Below are 21,513 nucleotides of genomic sequence, written 5' to 3' on the forward strand. Positions count from 1 at the left end.
AGGAGCAGGTGTGTCCCTGGTGCCGGCCTTACCGCTAGAATGTCGCTCCGATAGTGAAGGTGACGGTGCGACCGGACGAGGGGATGGCTCGGGACGTGAGGGCGTTCTCGCCTTGGAAATAGGCGTCGTAGTTGAGCTCGTCCGTCAGGTTGTAGCCGTTGAGGGCCACCCGGTATTTGCCGACCTTGTAGGACAGCAGCGCATCGAGGGAGAAGCTGTCGGGGACCATCGCGGTCATGTCACTGCGAATGTACATTTCCTGACGATAGGTGATGCCGCCGCCCACGAGCAATTCACCCTCCAGCTTGAGCAATGAGGCGATGTCGTAGGTCATCCACACCGACGCCGCGTTCTGCGGCACGCCGGCTACCGGATTGCCTATCAGGGCGGTGTTCGCCGCGTAGGTAACCTCACTGTCCATGTAGGTGTATGCGGCCTGGATCGTCCACTTGTCGGTGATCTGGCCGGTGGCGCCCAGCTCAAGTCCCTGGACCCGCTGCTCTTCGTTGGTGGCTACCGCCTGACCGGTGGTCGGATTGACATAGTAGGCATTGGCCTTGTCTGTCCGGAACAGCGCGGCGGTCAGCCCCAGCCGTCCATCGAGCAGGCTCAGCTTTGCGCCAATCTCGTAGGTCTCGTTTTCTTCCGGCTGAACGTCATTGCCGTTCAGCGGCGTCGGCGCGTTGGCGCCATACATGCCAGCCGGCGTTTCCGACGAAGCGTAGCTCACATAGTAGGTCTGGGTCTTGGTCGGCTCCCAGATCACGCTTGCCTTCGGCGAGGCGAAGCTGGTCTTGCTGTCGTAGGTCGTCCAGCTGTTGGTGGCGGTCGAGAAGGTGCCGTAATCGCTGGAGAAGTTGTCCCAGCGGATGCCGCCCATGACCGACCACTGCTCGGTGAACCAGACGCGGTCCGACGCGAAGATCGCGACGTCGCTGAGACTGGTGTCCTTTTTCCCGTTGAGCGTCGAAACCAGTCCGTAATTGGTGCTGAAGTTGGGGTTGAGGATCGTGCCGGGCACCTTGGCGACGTTCGGGTCGCGCGACAGCGTGGTCCGCTGGTCGCTTTGGATGAACATGTCGAGGCCGACGACCGCCTCATGGCGCAGCGAGCCGGTCTCGAACTTCATCAGGCCGGTGAGGACGTTTTGCGCGCCCATCGTGGTCTGGTCGTAGGAAGAGCCGCCGCCTGCACCGAATGCGTAGGGCGCATCGCCTGTTGCGAAGAACGGAACGCTGCAATCACCCGACGGCGTGATCGATGTGGAGATCGAGCAGTTCGCCGGCGAGGTGCTGAGCGTGCGGGTATAATAGGCGAAACGGGTGTCGTTGGTGATGGTGAGCCAGTCGTTCACCTCCTTGCTGAAGTTGGAGGTCAGCATGTCGACGGTCGACTGGTCGGTATCGCTGGCCTTGCCATAATAGTTCGATCGCGGCACGCCATATTCCGTTACCGGAAGCCGGACCGAGCTGCCGGGCTGACGCACTGTCATCACGCCATAATCCGGTGTCCGGTTATTGTCCTGATGCAGATATGAAAGGTTCAGTGTCTGGTCAGTGCCAATGCCAAAACCGACAGTCCCGTAGAGGCCCCAGCGATCTGACTGGACGTGATCGCGGTCCGCGACGTCCTGTTCGTTGACCATGCCGACGATCCGCACGGCCGTCGTGTCGTTGATCTGCTTGTTGAGGTCGATGACGCCACGCGAGAGCGGCCCGGTGCCGAATTGTCCCTCGAAATCGTATTTGTCGCCGAGATGCGCCTGCTTGAGATTGATGTTGATGGCGCCGCCCGTGGTGCCCATACCGAAATTCTCGGACGAGGATCCCTTGAAGACCTCGACACTCTCATAGGCAAAGCTGTCGCGCACATAGACGCCGAAGTCGCGCAGGCCGCCGATGAAGATATCGCTTTTGGCCTCGAACCCACGAATGCGAAACTGGTCGCCATTCATGCCGCCATTGCCTTCACCGATGCTTGCCGTCACGCCCGGCACATTGCGGAGAGCCTGCTCGAGGGTGGTGACGCCCTGCTGCTGCATCGTCTCCTGATTGATGACGGTGATGGTCTGGGGGGTATCCTGGACCGATCCGGGAATACGCGCGAGGCCGGTGGAGGCCTGGAGATTGTTCTCGGGTTCCGTATCTCCGGCGACCGTAACGGTCGGAAGCTCTTCGGAGGACGTGTCGTCGTTGTTCTGCTGCTGCGCCTGCGCATGCCCGAGCGAAACAGTCGACAACGTCATCGCCAGACTGGTCGCGAGTGCTCCATGCGGCAGTGACCGCAGAGATTTAATTTTCATTCCCCAGACCCCATAGGTGACTAAACGTCCCTCGGGGTAGTCTCGACACCAAATTGACGCAATCTGAGCAAGTTTTTTGAATCAATACAATCTAAGTAATCAATTTATTGGTGCTCTAAACAGCGCGATGTTTGAGGTTATATGATACCTTAAAAGGGTCAAATATGTTGCCTTTCTGTCTCGGTCAAAGGGGCGAGCGTTCACTCCCATTAAAAAAGTTTAATCCACATTACGAACGTTTAATCTGAGTCATAGCCGGTTGGCGCGCCTTGGCACTCGGCTCCTCAATCGTCTGACTGAGGCGGGGGGAGGTGGGGCTGCTGCCGGTTCCATGAGCGTTCGGTTAGGCCATCCCCGTGTCATCCTTTCTTGGACGGGGAGGGGCTGAGACAACCGATAGTCAAATGCTGTCTTGGGCCGGGTGAAGCGCGACCGGCCGGTGATCCGCATCGACGGCCACCATGACGAACTCCCCTGAGCCGCAGAGATGCCGTTCGCCAGTGGCGAGGTTCTCCGACCAAAGCTGCGTCGAAACCGTCATCGACGTTCGGCCGGCTTCCTCGATCTGCGCTTCGACCTCCGCCATGTCGCCGGGGCGAATCTGGTGCACGAAGTCCACCCGGCGCGTCGAGGCCATCACCACCGCCCGGCGTGCATGCCGCGTTCCGACGACAAAGGCTGCCTTGCCCATCATGGCAAGCGCGCTGCCGCCATAGAGACTGCCATAATGGCTGGTCTGTTCCGGCATCACGAGATCGGCCATGCGGAACGGGCCGTCCTCATCCGCCATTTCCGGCACCGGCGGCATGGCGGCGGGCGTACCCACCGCCACCATGTTGAACACACCGCGCGTGCAGCGCCGCCGCTCGCCAGTCAGCGGCGCCTCGGCGACGAGCTCGACCTCGACACCGAGCGAGCGCCGCCCGACCCGCACCACACGCCCGGTCGCATCGATGATCTCTCCGAGCTGCGCCGGGGCGAGGAAATCGATCCGCTCGCAGGAGGCGGTGACGAAATCCGCGCGTGCATGCCGGGCCGCCGCGAGGAAGGCGACCCGGTCCATATGCGCGAGGGCGGCACCGCCGAACAGGGTGCCATGATGGTTGGTCGCGCCCGGAAAGACGATGTCGACGAGACGCGTTATCTCCGGGCGCGTCGTTGCCGGATCCGGCTGCTCCATCACTCGGCGGCTTGTGCGAGATCGCCGCGCAGACGGTTGGCCGCCGCCACCATGTTGATCAGCGCCGGGCGGACCTCCTCCCATTTGCGGGTCTTCAGGCCGCAATCGGGATTGACCCAGATCTGCTCCGGCGCCAGGAGCCGCGTCGCCTTCGCCAACAACTCCGCTATCTCGTCCACCGTCGGCACGCGCGGTGAATGGATGTCGTAGACCCCTGGTCCGATCTCGTTCGGGTAGCGATAGGAGACGAAGGCATCGAGCAACTCCATCTTCGAGCGTGAGGTCTCGATGGAGATGACGTCGGCATCCATCGCCCCGATCGCGGCGATGATGTCGTTGAACTCCGAGTAGCACATGTGAGTGTGGATCTGCGTCGCGTCCCGTACGCCCGCGGCACACAGCCGGAAGCTCTCCACGGCCCAGCCGAGATAGGCGTCCCAGTCGGCGCGACGCAGCGGCAGGCCCTCGCGGATCGCCGCCTCGTCGATTTGGATCATCATCGCACCGGCGGCCTCCAAATCGGTCACCTCGTCGCGGATGGCGAGCGCGATCTGCCGGCAGGCGAGGCTGCGCGGCACGTCGTCCCGCACGAAGGACCAGTTGAGGATGGTCACCGGCCCGGTCAGCATGCCCTTCATCGGCCTACGGGTGATCGATTGCGCATAGCGCCACCACTCCACCGTCATCGGCTGTGGGCGCGCGACGTCGCCGAACAGGACTGGTGGGCGGACATAGCGCGAGCCGTAACTCTGCACCCAGCCATGCCTGGTGAAGGCGAAGCCTTCGAGCTGCTCGCCGAAATACTGCACCATGTCGTTGCGCTCGAACTCGCCGTGCACGAGCACGTCGAGGCCGATCTCCTCCTGCCAGCGGATGGTCGCCGCCGTTTCCTCGCGCAGGAAGGCGTCATAGGCGGCGTCGCTGACCTCGCCCCTGCCATGAGCGGCGCGGGCCTTGCGTACCTCCGGCGTTTGCGGGAACGAGCCGATGGTGGTCGTCGGGAAGGTCGGCACGCGCAGCCGCTCGCGCTGCACCCGCACGCGTTCGGCGAAGGGGCTGGCGCGCCGGACCATCTCCGGCGTCACCGCTGCCAGCCGCTCCGCCACGGCAGGATTATGCACCTTGAGCGACATGCGGCGGGCTTCCGCCGCCGCACTGGAGGCCGCCAGCTTGTCGGCGACCGCCTGGCGATGGCCAGAGACCGCCGTAGCGAGAGTCGTCAGTTCCTCCATCTTCTGCACGGCGAAAGCAAGCCAGCTCTTCACGTCAGGATCGAGCGCGGTTTCCTGAGCGAGGTCGATCGGCACATGCAGCAGCGAGCAGGACGGTGCGATCTCGACATGATCGGTGCCGCGCTTGCGCACCACGGGCTCAAGTGCTGCGAGCAGCTTCGACAGGTCGGCGCGCCAGACATTGCGCCCATCGATGACGCCGAGCGATAGAGCCAGTCCCGCCCGCGCTTTCGTCGACACCTCCGCCAGTTGTTCCGGGGCCCGCGCCAGATCGAGATGCAGCCCGGCGACCGGAAGCGCCAACGCGGTGTCGAGATTGTCGCCCAGCCCACCGAAATAGGAGGTGAGCATGATCTTCAGCTTCGGCAGCGCGTGGGCGAAGAACCCATAGGCCTCGCGCAGCGCTGCGCGTGCCGCGTCGTCGAGATCGGTGACGAGGCAGGGCTCGTCCATCTGCACCCATTCGGCGCCTGAGGCGGAGAGACGGCGCAGCGTCTCGACATAAACAGGCAGCAGGTCGCCAAGCAACGACAGCGGGTCGAGGCCGGTATCCTTCGCCTTGCCGAGCCGCAGGAAGGTCACCGGCCCGAGCAGCACCGGACGTGTGTCGTAGCCGAGCACCTTCGCCTCGCGATACTCGTCGACCGCTTTGCTGGAAGCGAGCGTGAAGCGCTGCCCGGCGACGAATTCCGGCACCATGTAATGATAGTTGGTGTCGAACCACTTGGTCATTTCCAGCGCCGGCACGCCCTCGCCATGGACATGCGCATGGCCGTGCTCGCACACGGCGTCGCCCTGACTGCCGCGCGCCATGGCGAAGTAGGTATCGAGCGGCACCGGTCCGTCGGTCCAGCCATAGGCTTCGGGGATGGCGCCGACCATCACCGCCGTGTCAAGCACATGGTCGTAGAGCGAGAAGTCGTTGGACGGGATGTTGGTTACCCCGAGCGCCTTCTGCCGCGCCCAGTTGGCGGCGCGCAACCGGGCGGCGATGTCGAGCAGCGCGGCTTGGTCGATCTTACCCGACCAGTAGCTTTCCAGCGCGGCTTTCAGTTCGCGCCGCAGTCCGATCCGCGGCGTACCGAGGGTGGAAACCGGCACCATGCCGGAGGAGGAACAGGAGACATTCATCGGCTAACCCCAAATGATTGGGGGCAAAGGCCGAGCGGACGCATAGGCGCGTCACGGTGACAGACACCGGCGGACGCGCGAACGCACCACCGGGACACCCCGCCCAGGGACGATTAGGCTGTCGCGGCAGGTCTCCTGGCTCGCGGGTCGCCGCCTTCGTCCGGCCTTCCCGAGGATCATCGCCCCAGTGACGCGAAATGGACAAAGGCTCGCCGCTTACAGTTGCGGGGGCAGCGCCGGCATTGCCCCAAAAGGCGCACCGACTTCCCTCTTAGCTCCGACGCAAGGTCAGAGAACCACGACAAGGAGACCGTAACGGAGATACGGCCGCACAGCAATATGGATATAAAGAAATCTTTATATCGCATCTGCGGTTATGTGATTCACATTCGACCGTCGGGCCCCGCACGACCTGCCACGCCGCGGAACATGGTCGACCCGTAGCTGCACCTCGACGAGATCAGAGGAGGGGGAGGCTCAGTAATAAAATGCAGCCAAGCGGCCTGCAGCGCCTCACGATCCTGCGGTAGGACCACCGGGACGCGCCTCGGGATTGCTGGCGATCCAGATGACATGACGTGCGCCGCCGCGTTTTCCATTGGCTCGCACGCGCACTTCCTCCACGCCGAACCCCGTCTTCCGAAGACGTTGGGTGAACTGCGCATCCGCCCCCGACGACCAGACCGCCAGCATGCCGCCCGGCCGCAGTGCGGCTCTCGCCAAGGTGAGCCCGGCGATATCGTAAAGCCGGTCGTTGGCTTTACGTGTCAGTCCTCCGGGACCATTGTCCACGTCCAGCAGGATCGCATCAAAGGTCGCTCGGCCAGCGCGGATCACGCCGCTTACGTCTTCCTCTCGGATGGTCACGCGCGGATCGGCTAGACATTCTCCGAAGATCTCCGCCATTGGTCCGCGACCCCATGCCACCACTGCCGGCACCAGTTCCGCGACGATGACACTGGCATCGAGCCCGAGTTCGGCCAGCGCTGCGCGAAGGGTGAAACCCATGCCCAGCCCGCCGATGAGCATACGTGGCTTGGGGCGCCCTCGAAGCCGGTCGCAGGCTATCGTGGCGAGCGCCTTCTCTGACCCGCTGAGGCGGCTGTTCATCAACTCGATCGATCCTGCCATGATCGAGAATTCCGTGCCGCGCTGCATGAGGCGAAGTTGGCCTCCGCCGGGCACTTGTGCGGTGTCGAGTTGCGACCAAGGAATCACGGGTAGGCACTCTTCCGTTGGAGATCGTGATATGCAAGCCGCTTTATGTAGGTCAAAGCGCTGTCCCTCGCCATCCGCCAGTTTCCTTCCCCTGAACGATGATTCTCCTCGATAGGTAGGAGCGGTCCGGGAAGCTCGAGAGCGAGGGGCAGCTGGTGCGCTTTGCCTGGGATAGGGCCGCTGCCCGAGGAGGGCAGGGCGTGGTTCCGAGGCGCCCGCTAGTTCATGGGCACAATCCGTGAGGGGCTGGCGCTTGACGCTGAGCTACGCGACAGGCCAGCCTTGCGTGCAAATCCGCTCGTCTTGCTCGCCGGCACCTCCCGCCGGATACGAGGTCTCGAGCAATCCTGCTGTCCATCGAGCGCATCATGCTCTGCGATGCAATGTGACGACGTCTGCGACTTTCCGCGGAAAGTTGCCGATCGGATGGTGCCCCTTGCTCCGTTGAATTTCCCTCGACGTACGTTTCATCGAGCCGATTGGCCGTTTCATCGAATGATCGCCTTCCTTTGGGATAGCCGGATCGTGACCGATCTCGGGTCCGACCCGCCCAAGGATCTCGACTGGGGTCCGAAATGCTTCCTGTCGCTGCTGCGGGAGATGGAACGGATGGCCGAGCGGGAAACTGTTCTTCCGGAGCGGCGTCAATGAGGAGAGGCGGCATGAACCAGCGCGGTTTCATCGCCGTCGACCGCGACGTGTTCGAGCATCCGGTGTTCGCGCCGGAGCCCTTCACCGAGCGTGAGGCCTGGCTCTGGATGATCGCTGAGGCGGTGTTGACCCAACGCGGCTCCGGCGAGGCGCCCCGTTCTGCTATTCGGTGCCCCGCTGCGAGCGGACGCGGCGCGGAGGCGGGGCAGCCCCGGCGGGCAGATAGCCCAGCTTCTCAGAGAGTTCGCCGGCGGCGGCGAGCAGCCGGTCGAGATAGGAGTCGCGATGGCGCAGGCCGTCCTCGCGCGGCGCGACGAGACACAGCGTGGCGATCACCGCACCATCGGCCTGATGCACAGGCACGGCGAAGCAGTAGGTGAAATTCTCGACTGTGCTGTTGAAGGTGAAGAAGCCGTCGGCGGTTGCCCGCCGCACCTCGGCGAGAAACTGGCTCGGCTCGAGCAGCCGGCCGTTCGGCAGCACGAAGTCCTCTCGCGGTATGAAGCCGAGGATCTCCTCATCGCTCATATGGCCGACGAGCAGGCGGCCGGATGCGGTCCACGGGATCGGCACGATCTCGCCGACATCGGAGGAGATGCGGAACGGACGCAGGCCCTCGCGCATCATCGCAACGGTGTATTTGTTGCCGTCGAGCATGCACATCTGCGAGGTCTCGCGCGTTTCTTCAGCGAGGCGCTGCAGCAGCGCCGCGCTTTCGCGCATCAGGTCGAAATGCCCGGAATAGGCCATGCCGAGGAAATAGAGCCGGCGGCCGAGAAACACCCGGCCGTCGCCGCCGGAATAGTCCAGCATCCCCTGGCGCAGCAGCAGGTTGACGAGTTCATAGATGGAGGAACGCGGCCCGCCCATCTCGGCGGCGATCTCGTTCGGACGCATCGGCTGGCGGCGGGCGCGCAGGAATTCGAGGATCTCGAAGGCGCGGTCGAGCCCGCGGCTACGTTTGGCGCCGCCGGCTGCCCCGTTCGCCTGCTCCTGCCCGATCTGCGGCTCTTTCGACTTCATCTCGCTGCTCCCGCTGGAGGGCGCCGCCCCGCCCGATCGGACGGGACGGCGGCGGACGTCACATCTTGTCGGCGCGGAAGGCGACGCAATCGATCTCCACCTTGCAATCGACCATCATGCGGGACTGCACGCAAGCGCGGGCCGGGGGATTCTCCGAGAAATACTCGGCATAGACGCCGTTGAAGCTCCAGAAGTCGCGCGGGTCATCGAGCCACACGCCGCAGCGCACGATGTCCTCGATCCCGTAGCCGGCTTCGTGAAGGATGGCGATCATGTTCTCGATGGCCTTGCGGCTCTCGGAGACGATGCCTCCGCGAACGATCTCGCCCTTCTCCATGGCCACCTGGCCGGAGACATAGAGCCAGCCATTGACCTGGGTGGCTCGGGCGAAGGGCAGCTTCTGGCCGCCCGCGCCGGTCTCGCCGGCGCCGTATCGTATGATGGTCATGCGTACCTGCTCTGCTACTGGAAACTGGAGGTCTTGAGGAATTCGGCGAGCCGTTCGGTGCGCGGCCGCACGAACATCTCCTTCGGGTCGCCCTCTTCGCCGATCACGCCCTTGTTCATAAAGATGACGCGGCTGGAGACCTCGTAGGCGAAGCGCATCTCATGGGTGACGAGCAGCATGCTCATGCCCTCGGCCGCGAGGCCCTTGATGACCTGGAGCACCTCACCGACGAGCTCGGGATCGAGCGCCGAGGTCACCTCGTCGAACAGCATCAGCTTGGGATTCATCGCGATGGCGCGGGCGATGGCGACACGCTGCTGCTGGCCGCCGGAGAGCTGGCCGGGATAGTGATCGGCCCGTGCAGCCAGCCCCACACGCCCCAGCCACTGCTCGGCCAGGGTGCGGGCCTCGTCGCGGCCCATCTTCTTCACCTTGACGAGCCCGAGCATCACATTCTGCGCGGCGCTCATATGCGGGAACAGGTTGAACTGCTGGAACGCCATCCCGGTGAGCGCGCGCTGGCGGGCGACCTCCTTCTCGCTCTTGCGGCGGCGGCCGGACGGGTGCTCCTCATAGCCGATGGCCTCGCCGTCGAGCAGGATCTGCCCGTCCTGAAACTCCTCCAGCATGTTGATGCAGCGGAGCATGGTGGTCTTGCCCGAGCCGGAGGAGCCGATGATCGAGATCACCTCCCCCTGGGCCATGGTGCAATCGACCCCCTTGAGCACCTCGACGGCGCCGTACCACTTGCGCAGACCCTTGATTTCGAGAAGCGGCTTGTTCATCGGCGCGCGCCTTCAGGACGGGACGGCGGTCTTGCGCTCGACATATTTGCCAAGCCGCTCGATGCCGAAATTGATGAGGAAGTAGAGGAAGCCCGCGAGGAAATAGAATTGCAGGCTCAGGAAGTTGCGGGAGATGATCTCCTGCGTGCGCAGCAACAGTTCCGCGACGCCGATCACCGAAAGCAAGGTGGAGGCCTTCACCATCTCGGCGGCGGTGTTCACCCAGGTCGGCAGGATCTGGCGTAGCGCCTGCGGCCACAGCACGCTTGAAAAGGTCTGGCCGAAGGTGAGGCCGATCGCCTTGGCCGCCTCGGCCTGTCCGGGCGGGATCGCCTGCAGCGCGCCGCGCACGATCTCGCCGATATGGGAAGAGCAGAACACCGCGAGCGCCAGCACCCCGGCCTGGAAGGGCCCGAGATCAAGCCCGACGGTGGAGAAGATGTAATAGCTCGCCAGCACCAGCACGAGCACCGGCGTGCCGCGCACGATGTCGACATAGACGCGGATCACCGCCCGCAGGACGCGCGGGCCGTATACGAGGCCGAGCGCCACGCCGATGCCGAGCACCGAACCCGCCAGGATGGCGAGCGCCGAGATGGAGAGGGTGACGCCGAGCCCCTTGAGCAGGGCGTAGCGGGCGATCCAGATCTCGTTGGCGAAGAGAGCGAGGTCGTTGAGGAAGTTTGGATCCATCATCGCCTCACTTCGGAATGGCGAGGCGGCGCTCGAGGGCGCGCATCAGCGCGGCGAGCACGGCGCAGGTGGCGACGTAGAGCGCGGAGGTAACCATCCACACCTCGATGACGCGGAAGCTCTCCACATTGATCTTGCGCGCCTCGAAGGTGAGCTCGGGCACCGCGATGGCCGCGGCGAGCGAGGTGTCCTTGAACAGCGAGATCAGCGTTGAGGACAGCGAGGGCAGCACGTTGCGCAGCATCAGCGGCAGGATCAGCGAGGTGCGGATCTGCATCGGGGTCAGCCCGATGGCGAGCCCCGCCTCCTTCACCCCGCGCGGCACCGACAGAAGCCCGGCGCGGAACACCTCGGCGAGATAGGCGCCCGAATAGATCGCCAGCGTCAGCACGAAGCTCTGGATCTTGTCGATGCGCACGCCGAGCTGCGGCAGCGCGAAATAGGTGAACAGGATCAGCACGAGGATCGGCAGGTTGCGGATCAGCGTGACATAGGCGCCCGCCGCGCGGCGCAGTGGTGTCGGTCCGCCCGCCAGCGCGAAGGCGACGGCCAGGCCGATCACCGCGCCGATCGCGAGCGCCGCCGCCGCCAGCTCGAGGCTGAGCAGCAGGCCGCCGAGCAGCAGGTCGAAGCTGCGCCAGACCGCGGAGAAATTGAGCGTGTAGCCCATGACGGAGTCCCGTTGGAAGGACGGGCGCGCGGGGAACGCCGCGCGCCCGAAGATCATCGGTCGCGTCGCCGCACCGGCCTCAGCCGGCGCGCCGGATCACTTGAACTCGACCGGGAAGCCGATCTGCGGCGGCGGCAGGTCCTTGCCGAACCAGGTCTTGTAGGACTTGGCATAGGTGTCGAACTCGACGCCGGTCATCGCCTCGTGCAGGGCGGTGTTGACGAAGTTCAGCCAGTCCTGGTCGCCGCGCTTCACCGCGCAGGCATAGGTCTGCGGGCTCCAGCCATAGCCAGCATCGACATAGCGGCCGGCATTCTGCGTCATGAACCAGGCAATGGAGGACTGGTCGGTGGCCACCGCATCGGAGCGGCCGGAGTTCAGCGCCTGATAGACGAGGTCCTGGCTGTCATACTGGTCGACCTTCGCCTCCGGCAGCGCGGCATGGACCATCGCTTCGGCATAGACGTTCTGCAGCACGGCGACGGTGACCTTGGAGCCGGCCGCCTTCAGCGCCGCGAAATCCTTGTAGGGGCCGCCTGCCTTCAGCATGAGGCCGACGCCCTCGCGGTAATAAGGAATGGTGAACGCCACCTGCTGGGCGCGGGCCCCCGTCACCGTCATGAACTGGCAGGTGATGTCGACCTTGCCGGTGGTGATGTTGGGGATGCGGGCGTCCGAAGACTGGTTGACGTACTCGACCTTGCTCGGGTCGTTGAACAGGGCCTTTGCGATGATGTGGCCCATATCGACGTCGAAGCCCTGCAGCGTGTCGTCGGCGCTCTTGAAGTGCCAAGGCGCGTTGGTCGAACCCGTGCCGACGATCAGGTTGCCGCGGGCCAGCACCTTGTCGAGCGTGCTGCCGGCGTCCTGCGCGAGCGCCGCGCCGGAGAGAAGAAGAGATGAAGCCAGCGCGATGACGCCGGCGCGGAAGGACGCGCGCATGCCAGTTCCCCTGTGTTGCGTCTGTTTGTGTCGCTTATTTTGTCCGATATAGTAGACATGCATCCATTTTATTGGATTGACGCCATGATGCGCCCGTCCCATAGCTTGTCAAGATGAAATGACGCGGCGCCGGCGGCGCGCGTCACCGCCGGTACGACCAGATGATGAGGATGTTCATGAGCCCGTTCCCCGATCCCGCCATCCTTCCGAGTACGCCGGCAGTACTCGTCGATCTGGCGGTGGCGCGCGCCAATATCGCCCGCTTCCAGTCCTATGCCGATGCGCATGGGCTCAAGGTCCGCCCGCACATCAAGACCCATAAGCTGCCGGCCCTGGCCCGCATGCAGCTCGAGGCCGGCGCGGTCGGCATCACCTGCCAGAAGCTCTCGGAGGCGGAAGCGATGCTGGCGGGCGAGCCGGCGATCCGCGACGTGCTCATCACCTACAACATCGTCGGAGCCAACAAGCTCTCCCATCTCGCCGCGCTGGCTCGGCGGGCGAGGCTCTCCGTGGTGGCCGACAGCGAGGCGGTCGTTGCCGGCCTGTCGGCGACCTTTGCCGCCGCGCCCGTGCCGCTCGCCGTGCTGGTGGAATGCGACACCGGCGCCCATCGCTGCGGCGTCGCCAGCCCCGAGGCCGCCGCCGCGCTTGCCCGGGCGATCGCCGCCGCACCCGGCCTCGTCTTCGGCGGGCTGATGACCTATCCGCCGGTCGGCGCCGCCGCAGCGGTGGAAGCGTTCATGCGCGAGGCGAAAGCGCGGATCGAGGCCGCGGGGATCGCGGTTCCGGTCGTCACCTCCGGCGGCACGCCCTCGATGATGCAGGCGGCCGAGGCGCCGGTGACCACCGAATATCGGCCGGGCACCTATGTCTATAATGATCGCTCGCTGGTGGAGCGCGGCGTGTGCGGATGGGACGACTGTGCCCTCACCGTGCTCGCGACCGTCGTCTCCGTCCCCGCCCAGGACCGCGCCATCATCGATGCCGGATCCAAGACCCTCACCTCCGACCTGCTCGGCCTCAGCGGTTATGGCCATGTGCTGGGACGGCCGGACATCGCCATCGACCAGCTCTCCGAGGAGCATGGCCGGTTGGTGAGCGCTGGGCCGATCGGCCTCGCGGTGGGGGACCAACTGCGCATCGTGCCCAATCATGCCTGCGTGGTGACCAACATGGTCGACACGGTGCATGTGCTGGACGCCGGCACGCTCACGCCCTGGCCGGTCGCCGCGCGCGGGTGCATCGTTTGATAGCGGGGGACGACCGCCGGACCATCGTCCCGGTCTACAGCGCTCTCGCCGCCACCTCGCCGCAGAGCGGGGCGCAGCGGGGAATTGCATCACGCCGGGGCGGCCCTCGGTCTATGAGAACGGCCGCATCACCGTCGATTGCCGCATCGACGCGCAGGGCCGACTGCTGATGGGCGGGCGCGGGCCGATGTCGCATGTCGAGGAGCAGGGCAACTCGCCTATCTCACCGACTACGCGGTGAAGCTGTGGCCGCCGTTGAAGGGCGTGCACTGTACCTACGGCTCGAACAGTCAGCTGGCCGTCACCAGGGACCACTGGCCGCACATCCACGAGCCGTCGCCGGATGCGCTGGGACGCGGGTTCGGCGCGCAGAGTTCGCGAGCTTGGTTCAGCCGAGCCAAGGTACGCTTGTTCAACACAAGCATTCGCGTGGAGGCTTCCATGACCGAAGGAACGTTCGTCGCTTATTTTCGCGTCAGCACTGATCGGCAGGGCCGCTCTGGTCTCGGGCTGGAGGCGCAGCAGAAGGCGGTGAGCGACTATCTCAACGGAGGCGCGTGGAAGCTCGCCGGTCAGTTCATCGAGACCGAGAGCGGGAAGGACAACGATCGGCCGGAGCTGGCGAAAGCACTCGCCCTCTGCCGCAAGCGCAAGGCCAAGCAGGTCATCGCGAAGCTCGACCGACTGTCCCGCAACCTGTCTTTCATCGCCGCGCTGATGGATTCGGGCGTCGAGTTCGTCGCGACCGACAACCCGCATGCAAACCGCCTGACGATCCACATCCTCGCCGCCGTCGCCCAGCACGAGCGCGAGCAGATTGCCGAGCGCACACGGGTCGCTCTTGCTGCTGCCAGGGCCCGCGGCACCAAGCTGGGAAGGCACGGTGCCGAGGTGCTGGCCGTCCGCCATAAGGCCGAGGCCACCGAGCGCGCACAGCACCTCGTGCCGGTGTTCGCCGAGCTTGCGGACCTGTCCACCCGCGCTGCCGCTGCCGAACTGAACCGGCGCGGGATCCCCACGCCGACGGGTGGCCAGTGGCACCCGATACAGGTGCAGAGGACCCGCAAGCGCCTGGCCGCCTGACGCCGCCGCCGTCACTGCGGATCTCCATCGTCACCGTCCGCCCCGTCGGCCGGCAGCTCGATCGCCGTGCCGTCGATGATCCGCGCCGTGCGGCCGTCGCTGCCCGACAGGTCGATCACATACCCCGGCTGGTTGACCGTCACGCTCACCTCCGGGCTATCCGGCGTGATCAGGCCGTACTGCTTGAACAGCACCAACGCGCCTTGGAGCGCAGCCGCCTTGTTTTCCCCCTCGAGCACCATATCCAGCGCCCGATAAGCTTTCGGAAGCAGTCCGCCGAGAAGTTCGCCGGTCCGTCGCACGACAAACGCCTGAATATGATCCGTCTTCAATGCGCGGCAGAAGTGCTCAGAGCTGATGCCAGCCTTTGCTGCTGCTTCAACCTGCGTCTTTGCGGTCCCGGTGATATACGCCTCAAGCGCCTGATGCATCTTGCGCGAGATGCGGGGCTTTTTTGCCGGAGGACGGCGCCCCTTGTGCGCGACCTTGTCGATCTCCGTGCTGCTCACGACGCGCTCCCGCTGTCTCGGTTGAGCGTTCCGATCCCGGCTTGAACGACACCCTTCTGATGGCGCGAGCGTCCCGCCCCAGAGGGGGCGTACGCGCCTATAGGGTAGTAGGGGGATTGGAACACAGGGGGTTGGAAGGGGATTGGAAGGCTTTTCCGCTGATTGGAAGGGGGGTGGAAGGGGATTGGAAATCGATTGGAAGGGGGGTTGGAAGCCCGATCGGGGGATTGGAAGGTCATTCGGCGCCCCTCCGTCCACTCACCACGATGCGTTTCCGGCGGTGCGAAGGAGGTCCGACCTCCTCGACGCAGATGCGACCGGCCGCGAAGAGCCGGTTCATCGCGTCGGCGAGGCCGCGCCTCCCGAGGGCATTGGAGCGCACATCTTTCGAGAACACGGTGGGGGCGTAAGTCGGGCCGGCAGGACCAACGTTTCGGCCCTCGACCTCGTAGGCCGCCAGCATGTCGAGAAACACCTGATCGGCGGCCTCCTCGGCTGCATGCCGGGTGAACATGTTGCCCGAACTGGTGGTCGGCACCTTGAAGATGCCCCCGTCCCATCGGACCTTGATCTCGTCGCCGCTGCGCGAGTAGTTCGTTTTCATCAAGCGCAGCACGCGCGCATCGACGTCCGGTTCCTTGCCGGTCTCGTCCTTCACCCGCTCGAAATAGAGCCGGGACCTGAGGCTGTTGTTCCAGGCGGTGGAGCCGCTGGTGCCTGTGCCGCTGGCGAGGCCGCCAAGGGACGGATGGTCGAGCAGCAGTGTCGTAGTGTGGTGTCGGATTGCTTGGGCGCGCAACATGCCGACGAATTGCCGGGCTTGCGCTCGGTTGTTCTCGTCGCCGCCGAACAGGTCCGCTTTCGTATCTAGGATAAGTAGTGCGGGACCGACTTCCGCGATCCGCTGATCGAGCGCCGCAAAAAGCGGCGTCGGCCGGAGGATGCCGGTGCGCGGCTCGGCTGAGGCCAGCAGGGCATCCCGATGCGCCAGCGGCACGATCTTGAGGTCGGCAAGGTCGGCGAGCTCGACCTCCATGCCGCGCGTGATCGCATCGAGGCGGCGGTGGACCTCGTCCACATCGTCTTCGGCGGTGAGGTAGACGCAGGCGCCTCGGGCGGTCGAACGCCCCAGCCAATAGCCGCCGGCGACGGTGACCACGCCGAGCTGTAGAGCAATGGTTGACTTCCCCGTCGCGCCATCGCCCGACAATCCGGTGACCGTGCCGGCCGGGATGAGATCGTCGACATGCCACGGCCGATCGGGAACCGGTTGCCCCGCGAACACGGACGCATCGAGCATCTCCAACAGAGGGGCGGCCGGTTGGTCATCGGGCCAGCTGCCGTCGGCAGGCCTGCGCGCCGCCGCGGCGTCCTCGCGTTCGAGTTCCGACACGGGGACCATCTCCGACGCGCGCATCAGGCTACGCCTCGCTGCGGCCGCGGCGCGAAGATCCGTGACTTCTCGACGTGTGGATCAAGCCCTCGCGCGAGTTGGAAAGCGTGTTCTACATCTTCGCCGGCGATGGCTGGCGCGTCGGCGAGCCTCAGAGCTGCGCCCGGCCAATCGATGACGACCACGCCGCGGCAATCGTTCGCCAGCCAGCGCGTCGCTGTGCGGTAAATCTGGAGCGGCTCTCCGCCATAAAACGAGGCCGGATTTTCGATCAATCCTTCGCCAAGCAGCGCGCCGCGGCCATCACGTCGCGCCAGGCGATGGGGAGCGTTGATCGGCCAGGCAGCAAGGTCGATGATCGCTTCGCGCGCGTCGTGGATCGGTACAATGAAGGCGCGCTCGCCGTCGCCGGGGTGCTTGGCGAGCTCAAAGAAATTTCGGAGGAAGAAGTTCACGTCGAACGCCTTCACCTCGCGCAAGGCAAACTCGGTTGCTCCATCGGCACGCAGGAGCGCCAGCTCTTCTCGGAATGGGATCGGCAGGGGAAGCCATGCCGCCTCGGCGAGGGTGAAGTTCTCAGCATGGAGCGGAATGACGTTGCTCATGGCATGAACCGCGTCATGGTGGCGTCGTGCCGCGCGCGCGCCTGAATGAGATAGCGCTCCGGCGCGTCGTTGCGCGGATCAATCAGCCTGCTTGTCGCGATCGCCGCCTGTCGAGTGAAAGCGCGCGCCACCCCCTTGTCGATGGCACCGATCAGGGCTGCGCCGTCGAAGAAAGCCTTGGCGAGCCAGAAAGCCACGACCATTTCCGTGCCGTCTGGCGTGCCGATACGCGCGGCATCACCACTAGCGTCGCGGAGCAACTCGACCAGAAATGACGGGTTCGAAGGTTCGGGATATCGAGCGGCCAGCAGCACATCCGCGACGGCCGCCCATGCGAAAGATGGGCGCCGGTCCGGCGGACCGAAGAAGCGGACGGCGACGTCATTGACCTCGCCGATGAAGATGGGATCGACACGGGCACGTTTCATTGCGGCAGCCCCCGCGTGGGCGTCGCCAAGCCGCCGTTGCGCGCATGGACCCGCTCCGTCCAGGCTAGCTTCTCTGCTTCGGTGAGATCGGCGAGCTGCAGGTTAGCGGCTAGAATGACGCCTTCCTCGACGACGTCGAAGACAGAGGCGTGCACTAGGCCCACCTTGATCGCGGCGCCGATCAGGCCATAGGCGACCGCACGGGGAACTACGACCACCAGTCCATCCGCGGTGGCGGAATAGGCCGCGCCGGAGTCGTTGTCGTTTTCGACGTCCCGCCTGGTGCCTTCAGGGTCGTTCGATCGGGTAAGGGCGAGGATGTCGTTCAGGCCGAGATACGGCCAATCCTCGCCGCTCGGGGCGTCGAAGTAGCGGACGAGTATGTCGTCCACCTCGATCACGAGGCGCGGCTCGACGAGGGCGCTCATGGCCATTACCTCAAGCCGCGGTCGCGCTGCGAACGGGGAGGGCCGCGAGCCACGCCTCGATTGCCGCGCGGGTGATTAGGGTGCGGCGACCGATCTTTCGAGCTTCCAATCGGCCAGCTCGGATTTCTTCGAACACAGTCGAACGGCCGACGCTCAGGATGCGGGCCGCACCCATGACGTCGAAGGCGACGGGATGTTCTCCGGTGTGAATCGTCGGCATTTCTGTCCTCCGGAAGCGGACACGAGCGGACTTGCTCGGTTGCATGGGAGGAGACTGCACAGTTGGGCGCTGGATTTCGCCCGAAACAAATCAGCCGTTTTTGGTCGATTTTTTTCGGCGTTTCTCGCTTGTATGGGCCTTCTCGAGAGCTTTCGGGCTAACGGGTGGGAGCCGCAGGGGCTCCAGCGCAATCTTTCGCAGCGCAGGAAATCCCTGTTTGTGTTGCGCGGTCGGGTGAGTTGCGTCGAACAAGCCTCGGAGCGCGCCTAGAAAGCCATCACGGAGCAAGTTCGGTGGCCGACCGCGGCGAGTCGTTTTGCTCGGTGGAGATTGCAGTGCCTGTTTGAGATTGGAGAGCGCCGGAGCGTCGTGAAACGCCAGGCTCGCATAACGAAACGCCATGAGCGATCGGTAGAGCGAGGATGGTGATCCATCGGCGCCGGACGCGCCTGACAGGGGCAGACTTAAGAGGTCGAACGCGTCCGGCGACAGATTTTCGAGGACCATCACAAGGTGCTCGACGCCCATGCGGACTGCGTCGGTCTCAGCAGCAGGATTCGGCTTCTTCGGCAGCCGACGTCGCGCGTATTCCTTGGCAAGATACTGCCGAGCCAGGTGGCCAATCTGCAGCTGCCTTGCGGCTCGGCTATTGTCAGGGAAGTGATCGCCGATCGCGTCAATCTGCTCCGCCGTGTATGGCCATGGTGCTGCGAGTGACGGGTGAGCGAGCAGTTCTGGCCACATCCACGGTGCTGGAACGCTGCCGGGTGCCAATGCTGCAAAGGCGGCTTGCCGCTCAGGGTGCACCCGACGAGCCCTCGATGCTGGTCACATTGCGAAGGGCGTCCAAGTGATTTGCCCAAGCCTCCATCATCTCCCGGCGGCCGGCGAGATACTGGGCGGAGTTGTATGCGCCGCGTACCTCATTCCGCTCATCGTGAGCGAGCTGTCGCTCGATCCAGTCCGGTGAGTATCCAGATTCGTTCAACCATGTGGATGCGACACCCCGAAAGCCGTGGACCGTCGCCCGGCCGTGGTAACCTATGCGGTACATCGCGAACAGCATGGTGTTGTTCGACATGAAGCCCTCCTTCGTGGGGGAGGGAAACACAAGGCGACTACGGCCCGCCAAAGGACGCAGCTCAGTCAAAACGCGAACGGCCTGCGGCGCCAACGGCACGAGATGCTCGAACCGCATCTTCATGCGGGCCGGCGGGATACGCCACAGGGGCTCGGCACCGTCTAATCCTTCGAACTCAGCCCAAGTGGCTGCACGCAACTCGGTCGTTCGGACGAATGTCAGAACCATCAGCTGGAGGGCGAGGCGAGTCGTCGGTTCGCCATCGTAGGCAGCGAGGGCTGCGAGGAACTGCGGAAGCTCTTCACGCGGGAGCGCGCGGTGGTGCTTTTGCCGGCCCGGTGATTTCAGAGCGCCTCTGAGGTCTTGGGTCGGATCTCGCTTGGCTCTTCCAGTCGCAATCGCATAGCGAAATATCTGCCCGACCACCTGCATCTCGCGCTTCGCGAGCTCGATCGCTCCGCGTTTCTCGACCGCGCGGATGACTTCCAGGATGTCGGGTGGCTCGATCTCCGAGATCGGCCGGTGGCCAAGCTTGGGGAAAATGTCGGCCTCGAGACGACTCATCAGCCGCTCCGAGTACGAGGGAACCCACCCGGGCAGCTTGGTCTCGAACCACTCGCGAGCAATTGGCTCCAGGGAGCGCTTAGCCGCGACGGCGGCCGCTTGCTTGTCGGCACGTCGCTTTTCGCTCGGGTCGGTTCCTGCCGCCAGGAGACGCTTAGCCTCCTCTCGCCGAGCGCGCGCATCTGCGAGCGTGACCGCGGGATAGGTGCCGAGCGCCAACGTCTTCTGCTTGCCGGCGAATCGATAGGCGATGCGCCAATAGCGGGAGCCGTCCTGGTTGACGAGGATGTAGAGCCCCCCGCCGTCCGACAGCTTGTAGGGCTTCTCCTTGCCCTTGGCGTTCCGGACGGCGGTATCGGTCAGGGGCATATTGTTGGTATCTGTTGGACTATGGGATCCGATGCCATCACATGTACCAACAGATTTTGTGGATGCCAACACACTGCGGCGGACGTCAGCGAATGCCAGTAAGAAGATGGGTCGTGAATTATCAGTGGCTTATCGTCCTTGTGCGCATCTCGGCGGACGCTAGCGGACGGTAAAATGGTGGGCCCGGCAGGAAACGGCCTTTAGTGCTAATTTCTCATTTAAATCAGACATTTACGGACGACTGCGGGGCTCGTTTGTGTAGCAGAGTTATGCGAGACAGAGCCTAAATCAGGCCTCGCCAGGGCGCAACCTGCCTCCCGTTCGAGTCCACATAGAGGACACGAACCCGCAACCATGCCGAATGTCGTCCCGTTCGAGTTGACGAACAGTCGTACACCCCCGCATGTACAAGATATTTCAATGACTTAACTTGCATCTGTATTCGCCTTCGGTTATGAATTTTGAACCGGAGGAAGCAATGCGTGTAGCCAAATGCGTAGGATTGTCCTTGTCACCAGAATTGGTGGAGAGGATTGACTTAGAAGTTGATCGCCTGAAGCGCGACGGCCAGCGCGTGAACCGCTCCAAGCTCGTCAGGTCGGCGCTCTGCATCTTCTTCGATATTCAGAAAAACGTTGCAACCGGTTGTAATAACTTCGACCGGGCGACGACTGCCCATCCCCAGGACGTTTGAAGGAGCTTGCCGTGTCTGTGGCGCTTGGTGTCCCCGCCGCCCGTAAGTCCGATGCCGACAGCCGTTCCGGCTACATCGGTCCCGCTGAAGCCGCCTATCGCGAGGAAGTTCGCAAGGCTCAAGCCCGCGATGCCGCGCTGAACGCATTTCGCCCTCTGCCGGGCGAGGCGAGCAAGTCTGACCCGGAACACGTTGTGCGCTCCAGTAACGGCCGGCAATCCATGATGGGCGGCGCAATGCTCGACCAGATTTCCGGCACGCCCACCATGGCCCGCAAGGCCGAAGCGCTGGACGCTAAAGGCTTGCATTCCGCGGCTCGCGCCAAGGCCGATATCCTGCCGCCGGACGCGTTGCGTCTGTTCGATCTGGTTCTGAGAACCGATGACGCCCATCGGGGCGCCCAGTTGATCAGCCTTCCCGCCACTGACATCGCCCATGCGCTCGGCATCCCCGAGAGCGCCGCCCAGGCTGCGCGCGACGAATTGGAACGGCGTGACCTGCTCCGCTTCTTCGACGATTTCAGCGGCAACAGGGGTTTCCGTCCTGCCCCGAGCATCTGAGGCCGCTCAACTATCTTTTGCGGCGCCTCCGTGCTCACGGGCGCCGTGAAGCGG

The 21,513-nt window shown here is 64.4% G+C and carries 23 protein-coding genes and 1 riboswitch; of the genes, 5 read left to right on the forward strand and 18 right to left on the reverse strand.

Annotation, left to right across the window (positions count from 1 at the left end; genetic code table 11):
• Positions 1-34: 34 nt before the first annotated feature.
• The 4 genes from LGR54_RS20650 to LGR54_RS20665 form a co-directional block, all read right to left on the reverse strand.
• Complete coding sequence (locus LGR54_RS20650) at positions 35-2,302, reverse strand: TonB-dependent siderophore receptor (RefSeq protein ID WP_230363856.1); 2,268 nt, start codon at positions 2,300-2,302, stop codon at positions 35-37.
• Between the two features lie 400 nt (positions 2,303-2,702).
• On the reverse strand, positions 2,703-3,482 hold the full coding sequence (locus tag LGR54_RS20655; protein ID WP_230363992.1) for an acyl-CoA thioesterase: 780 nt from the start codon (positions 3,480-3,482) through the stop codon (positions 2,703-2,705).
• Positions 3,482-5,845 carry a 5-methyltetrahydropteroyltriglutamate--homocysteine S-methyltransferase gene (metE, locus tag LGR54_RS20660; protein ID WP_230363857.1) on the reverse strand — a complete coding sequence of 788 codons (2,364 nt, stop codon included), beginning with the start codon at positions 5,843-5,845 and terminating at the stop codon, positions 3,482-3,484. The genes LGR54_RS20655 and metE overlap by 1 nt, the downstream gene beginning before the upstream one ends.
• Before the next feature lie 107 nt (positions 5,846-5,952).
• Positions 5,953-6,161, reverse strand: a riboswitch (cobalamin riboswitch).
• Positions 6,162-6,358: 197 nt separating this feature from the next.
• On the reverse strand, positions 6,359-7,063 hold the full coding sequence (locus LGR54_RS20665) for a spermidine synthase (RefSeq protein WP_230363858.1): 705 nt from the start codon (positions 7,061-7,063) through the stop codon (positions 6,359-6,361).
• A gap of 525 nt (positions 7,064-7,588) precedes the next feature.
• Here LGR54_RS20665 and LGR54_RS25830 point away from each other — a divergent pair.
• Entirely contained in the window at positions 7,589-7,714 is a 126-nt protein-coding gene (locus LGR54_RS25830; protein WP_255607820.1) for a hypothetical protein, read from the forward strand.
• 162 nt (positions 7,715-7,876) lie between these two features.
• On the opposite strand, the gene LGR54_RS20670 is transcribed toward LGR54_RS25830, so the two are convergent.
• The 6 genes from LGR54_RS20670 to LGR54_RS20695 all read right to left on the reverse strand — a co-directional run bounded on the left by LGR54_RS20670 (position 7,877) and on the right by LGR54_RS20695 (position 12,275).
• Positions 7,877-8,737 (reverse strand): IclR family transcriptional regulator, encoded by an 861-nt coding sequence (locus tag LGR54_RS20670; RefSeq protein WP_230363859.1) that lies wholly within the window; start codon positions 8,735-8,737, stop codon positions 7,877-7,879.
• Between the two features lie 58 nt (positions 8,738-8,795).
• On the reverse strand, positions 8,796-9,185 hold the full coding sequence (locus LGR54_RS20675; RefSeq protein WP_230363860.1) for a RidA family protein: 390 nt from the start codon (positions 9,183-9,185) through the stop codon (positions 8,796-8,798).
• Positions 9,186-9,199: 14 nt separating this feature from the next.
• A complete protein-coding gene (locus LGR54_RS20680) occupies positions 9,200-9,970 on the reverse strand; it encodes an amino acid ABC transporter ATP-binding protein (protein WP_230363861.1) in 771 nt (256 codons plus the stop codon).
• Positions 9,971-9,982: 12 nt separating this feature from the next.
• Positions 9,983-10,663: an amino acid ABC transporter permease gene (locus tag LGR54_RS20685; RefSeq protein WP_230363993.1), complete on the reverse strand. Its 681-nt coding sequence runs from the start codon at positions 10,661-10,663 to the stop codon at positions 9,983-9,985.
• A 7-nt stretch (positions 10,664-10,670) separates the two neighbouring features.
• Positions 10,671-11,333 carry an amino acid ABC transporter permease gene (locus tag LGR54_RS20690; RefSeq protein ID WP_230363862.1) on the reverse strand — a complete coding sequence of 221 codons (663 nt, stop codon included), beginning with the start codon at positions 11,331-11,333 and terminating at the stop codon, positions 10,671-10,673.
• Positions 11,334-11,429: 96 nt separating this feature from the next.
• Positions 11,430-12,275 carry a transporter substrate-binding domain-containing protein gene (locus LGR54_RS20695; protein ID WP_230363863.1) on the reverse strand — a complete coding sequence of 282 codons (846 nt, stop codon included), beginning with the start codon at positions 12,273-12,275 and terminating at the stop codon, positions 11,430-11,432.
• A 176-nt stretch (positions 12,276-12,451) separates the two neighbouring features.
• On the opposite strand from LGR54_RS20695, the gene LGR54_RS20700 reads away from it, so the two are divergent.
• Together LGR54_RS20700 and LGR54_RS20705 are read left to right on the forward strand one after the other, a co-directional pair.
• Complete coding sequence (locus LGR54_RS20700) at positions 12,452-13,525, forward strand: alanine racemase (RefSeq protein WP_230363864.1); 1,074 nt, start codon at positions 12,452-12,454, stop codon at positions 13,523-13,525.
• Positions 13,526-13,966: 441 nt separating this feature from the next.
• A complete protein-coding gene (locus LGR54_RS20705) occupies positions 13,967-14,608 on the forward strand; it encodes a recombinase family protein (protein WP_230363865.1) in 642 nt (213 codons plus the stop codon).
• A gap of 11 nt (positions 14,609-14,619) precedes the next feature.
• On the opposite strand, the gene LGR54_RS20710 is transcribed toward LGR54_RS20705, so the two are convergent.
• The 8 genes from LGR54_RS20710 to LGR54_RS20745 form a co-directional block, all read right to left on the reverse strand.
• Positions 14,620-15,117 carry a hypothetical protein gene (locus LGR54_RS20710; RefSeq protein ID WP_230363866.1) on the reverse strand — a complete coding sequence of 166 codons (498 nt, stop codon included), beginning with the start codon at positions 15,115-15,117 and terminating at the stop codon, positions 14,620-14,622.
• 235 nt (positions 15,118-15,352) lie between these two features.
• Positions 15,353-16,510: an AAA family ATPase gene (locus LGR54_RS20715; RefSeq protein WP_230363867.1), complete on the reverse strand. Its 1,158-nt coding sequence runs from the start codon at positions 16,508-16,510 to the stop codon at positions 15,353-15,355.
• 23 nt (positions 16,511-16,533) lie between these two features.
• On the reverse strand, positions 16,534-17,115 hold the full coding sequence (locus LGR54_RS20720; protein WP_230363868.1) for a hypothetical protein: 582 nt from the start codon (positions 17,113-17,115) through the stop codon (positions 16,534-16,536).
• Positions 17,112-17,543, reverse strand: coding sequence for a hypothetical protein (locus tag LGR54_RS20725; protein ID WP_230363869.1), 432 nt, complete (start codon positions 17,541-17,543; stop codon positions 17,112-17,114). Before LGR54_RS20725 ends, LGR54_RS20720 begins: the two co-directional genes overlap by 4 nt.
• Positions 17,540-17,971: a hypothetical protein gene (locus LGR54_RS20730; protein ID WP_230363870.1), complete on the reverse strand. Its 432-nt coding sequence runs from the start codon at positions 17,969-17,971 to the stop codon at positions 17,540-17,542. The genes LGR54_RS20725 and LGR54_RS20730 overlap by 4 nt, the downstream gene beginning before the upstream one ends.
• A 10-nt stretch (positions 17,972-17,981) precedes the next feature.
• Complete coding sequence (locus tag LGR54_RS20735; RefSeq protein WP_230363871.1) at positions 17,982-18,191, reverse strand: helix-turn-helix domain-containing protein; 210 nt, start codon at positions 18,189-18,191, stop codon at positions 17,982-17,984.
• A gap of 90 nt (positions 18,192-18,281) precedes the next feature.
• Entirely contained in the window at positions 18,282-18,998 is a 717-nt protein-coding gene (locus LGR54_RS20740) for a hypothetical protein (RefSeq protein WP_230363872.1), read from the reverse strand.
• A complete protein-coding gene (locus tag LGR54_RS20745) occupies positions 18,988-20,205 on the reverse strand; it encodes an integrase arm-type DNA-binding domain-containing protein (RefSeq protein WP_230363873.1) in 1,218 nt (405 codons plus the stop codon). The genes LGR54_RS20740 and LGR54_RS20745 overlap by 11 nt, the downstream gene beginning before the upstream one ends.
• A 478-nt stretch (positions 20,206-20,683) precedes the next feature.
• On the opposite strand from LGR54_RS20745, the gene LGR54_RS20750 reads away from it, so the two are divergent.
• Both LGR54_RS20750 and LGR54_RS20755 read left to right on the forward strand, forming a co-directional pair.
• Positions 20,684-20,899: a ribbon-helix-helix domain-containing protein gene (locus LGR54_RS20750; protein WP_230363874.1), complete on the forward strand. Its 216-nt coding sequence runs from the start codon at positions 20,684-20,686 to the stop codon at positions 20,897-20,899.
• Positions 20,900-20,910: 11 nt separating this feature from the next.
• Positions 20,911-21,459 carry a hypothetical protein gene (locus LGR54_RS20755; RefSeq protein WP_230363875.1) on the forward strand — a complete coding sequence of 183 codons (549 nt, stop codon included), beginning with the start codon at positions 20,911-20,913 and terminating at the stop codon, positions 21,457-21,459.
• The last annotated feature ends 54 nt before the right edge of the window (positions 21,460-21,513 follow it).

Source organism: Ancylobacter sp. Lp-2 (assembly GCF_020523795.1).
GTDB lineage: Bacteria > Pseudomonadota > Alphaproteobacteria > Rhizobiales > Xanthobacteraceae > Ancylobacter.